At 65.3% G+C, this 3,044-nt stretch carries 3 protein-coding genes; 1 reads left to right on the top strand and 2 read right to left on the bottom strand.

The window, feature by feature from the left end:
* Both JCM25156_RS12400 and JCM25156_RS12405 read right to left on the bottom strand, forming a co-directional pair.
* On the bottom strand, positions 1 to 1,080 hold a 1,080-nt coding region (locus JCM25156_RS12400; protein ID WP_025813323.1), incomplete at its 3' end, for a lysylphosphatidylglycerol synthase domain-containing protein.
* 9 nt (positions 1,081 to 1,089) lie between these two features.
* Positions 1,090 to 2,697 carry a lysine--tRNA ligase gene (locus tag JCM25156_RS12405; RefSeq protein WP_025813324.1) on the bottom strand — a complete coding sequence of 536 codons (1,608 nt, stop codon included), beginning with the start codon at positions 2,695 to 2,697 and terminating at the stop codon, positions 1,090 to 1,092.
* A 129-nt stretch (positions 2,698 to 2,826) separates the two neighbouring features.
* On the opposite strand from JCM25156_RS12405, the gene JCM25156_RS12410 reads away from it, so the two are divergent.
* On the top strand, positions 2,827 to 3,044 hold a 218-nt coding region (locus tag JCM25156_RS12410; protein WP_025813325.1), incomplete at its 3' end, for a hypothetical protein.

The raw sequence follows: 3,044 nt of genomic DNA on the forward strand, positions 1-3,044 counted from the left end.
GACCTGACTGGGGCGGTCCGTGCGCGGCCCCCGCAGCGGACGGCGCGCGCCAACCTTGCGCGAAAGGGCGGCATCCCCCCGCAGGAACAGTTCATGCGAGGCGAACATGATGCCCGCCACGAACAGGGGAACGATATAATAGAACAGGCGGAAGACCAGAATGGCGGTCACGATGCGCGTGGCGGGCAGGTACGCACTGAGCGCGAGCATCATCGTCCCGTCAAAAACCCCGAGCCCGCCGGGCACGCTGGCCACCAGCCCGGCCGTGTAGGACGCGATGTATATGGCAAGGAACGTGCCGTAATCCAGCCCCTGCGCCGGGGGCAGGAAGGTATAGGCGATCGCCGCCGTAACCGCGACTTCCAGCGCCGCGACCGTTGTCTGCATCACCGCCATGGCGGAGGACGGGACGGTTATCCGCCACCGCCAGACCGTGATCTCGTTGACATAGCGCCCCATGACGACATAGGCGATCACCCCCCCCCACATCACCACGCCCACCAGCCGCATGAGCACGATGGGCAGTTTCTGCCCGATGAAGGGCACCGTGCCCGGCTCCAGCACCAGTACGCTGCCGATCAGCACGGCCGCGCCCAGCAGGTAGGTGGCCGAACAGAAGGCAATGATCTGGGCGACCTGAAACGGTCTCAGCCCCCAGTTGCCATACAGCCTGAAGCGCACCGCCGCCCCGGAAATGGCCGAGAACCCCAGATTATGCGACAGGACATAGGAACAGAAGGCCGCGAACGCCGTGCGGCGGAAGGAGAGCGGACACCCCACCTGCCGCACGGCCAGCCAGTCGTAAAATGACAGGACAAGGTAGGACAGCAGCGTAAACCCCGCCCCTGCCCATAATGTCGCCGCCGGTATGGCGGCCAGCGCCTGGCTTATGTCATGCCAGTGCAGGTGCCGCACCTCACGCTGGACCACCACGATGGCGGCCACCAGCAGCAGCAGCCCCAGTATGTGGGGCAGATGGCGCAGCACCCCCCGCCTGCTGGCGGGCGGGGGTGTTGTTCCATCGGGCTTCCCATCCGTATCGCGCGGAGCCGTGGCGTCGTGGCGCGGGTGTTCGGCCATGGCTGGCCCCTAGCCTGCCGCCCTTTCGTCACGGGTCAAGGCCGCCTCGATCAGGGCCACGGTTTCCGTGATCCCGTACAATGCGACAAAAATCCCGAAACGCGGGCCTTCCTTCTGCCCCAGCAGCACCTCGTACAGACAGCCGAACCACGCGCGCAGCGGCTCGAAGCCATGGGTCTTCCCGATCTCGAACACCAGGTTCTGGCAGGTATCGGGGGAGGCATCTTCCCCCTCCAGCCCGCGCAGGGCTTCGGCCAGATCGGCCAGCGCCTTGCGCTCATGCGCGTCCGGGCCGCGATAATGCTTCGTCGGGCGGACGAAATCGGCGTAATAGACAATGGCGTGATCCACCAGACGCGCCAGCATGGGGCAGCTTTCCGGTGTGGCGGCGGGGTCGTAACGCTGGATGAACTTCCACAGCACATCCGGCGTCTCGGCATTGGCGACGGAAGCCAGGTTGAGCAGCATGGCGAACGTGACGGGGCTGCCCGCGTCAGCCGGGATTTCGCCCTTGTGAATGAACCATGCCGGATTGGTCAGCAGGGCCGGATCCTCAGGGGCGAATGTCTTCGCCTTGCCCACATGGGCCAGATACTCATCCGTCGCCTTGGGGATCACGTCAAAGAACAGCCGCTTGGCGCGCTGCGGGGCGTTGAACATGTACTGGCCCAGACTTTCCGCCGGGGCGTAACGCAGCCATTCCTCGACCGAAATGCCATTGCCCTTGGACTTGGAGATTTTCTGCCCGTTCTGGTCCAGAAACAGTTCATAGGTCAGGCCCGCTGGCGGCTGGCCGCCAAGGATGCGGCAGATTTTGCCCGACAGGCGCACGCTGTCGATCAGATCCTTGCCCGACATTTCGTAATCAACACCCAGCGCGTACCAGCGCATGGCCCAGTCGGCCTTCCACTGCATCTTGGCATGGCCGCCGGTCACGGGGGTCTCGAACGTCTCCCCCTCCTCATCGGTCCAGCGCACGGTGCCCGCCACGGGGTCGATGGCGTCCATCTTCACCTGCATGACCTGGCCGGTGCGCGGGTGGATGGGCAGCACGGGGGAATAGGTGGCGCGCCGTTCCTGCCCCAGCGTGGGCGCGATCACGGCCACGATTTCGTCATGCACTTCCAGCACGCGCTTCAGGGCGGCGTCAAAACGGCCGCCTTCATAATACCGGGTGGAGGATGCGAATTCATATTCGAAGCCGAAACCGTCCAGAAACGCGCGGAGCCGGGCGTTGTTATGCGCGGCAAAGGAATCGTGCGTGCCGAACGGATCCGGCACGCGGGAAAGCGGCTTGCCGATGAACTGGCGCAGCATGTCCTGGTTGGGCACGTTTTCGGGCACCTTGCGCAGGGCGTCCATATCATCCGAAAACGCCAGCAGCCGCGTGGGCAGGCCGGTCAGCTTCGTAAAGGCCTGCCGTACCCATGATGTGCGCGCGACCTCCCCGAACGTGCCGATATGGGGCAGGCCCGACGGGCCATATCCGGTTTCGAGCAGCACGGGCCGCGCCGCCGTGACCGCGCGCGCGCCGACATGCGCGGACAGTTTGGCGGCCTCCTCGAACGGCCAGGATTTGGGAAGGGGAGAGATAAGGGGACGATGCTGTTCTGACATGGACCGGCAAGCTATGGACAGGAATGACGCGGGTCAATCCATCCTATTCCACACCACGGGGCGCGGCAACGGGAATGACATGACACGCGGCGGGCGACAGACGCCACTTACGCTATATCATGTACCGACATGCCAGACACCCCGCCCCTGCCGGACAGCGCACCGGCGATCATTCCCCGCCACGGCGCGTGGTCGGTCCTGACCCCGGAGGGGGAGATCGTGTCCATGACGGCAGCGGACATACGGCGCGAACTGCCGCAATGGCCCGCCATCATGGTCATTCACGCGCCCGCCACCGCACGCAGGCTTGACCTGCCGCCGCCGCCACGGCCCTGCCCGTGGCTGGA

It is taken from the genome of Komagataeibacter kakiaceti JCM 25156, assembly GCF_000613305.1.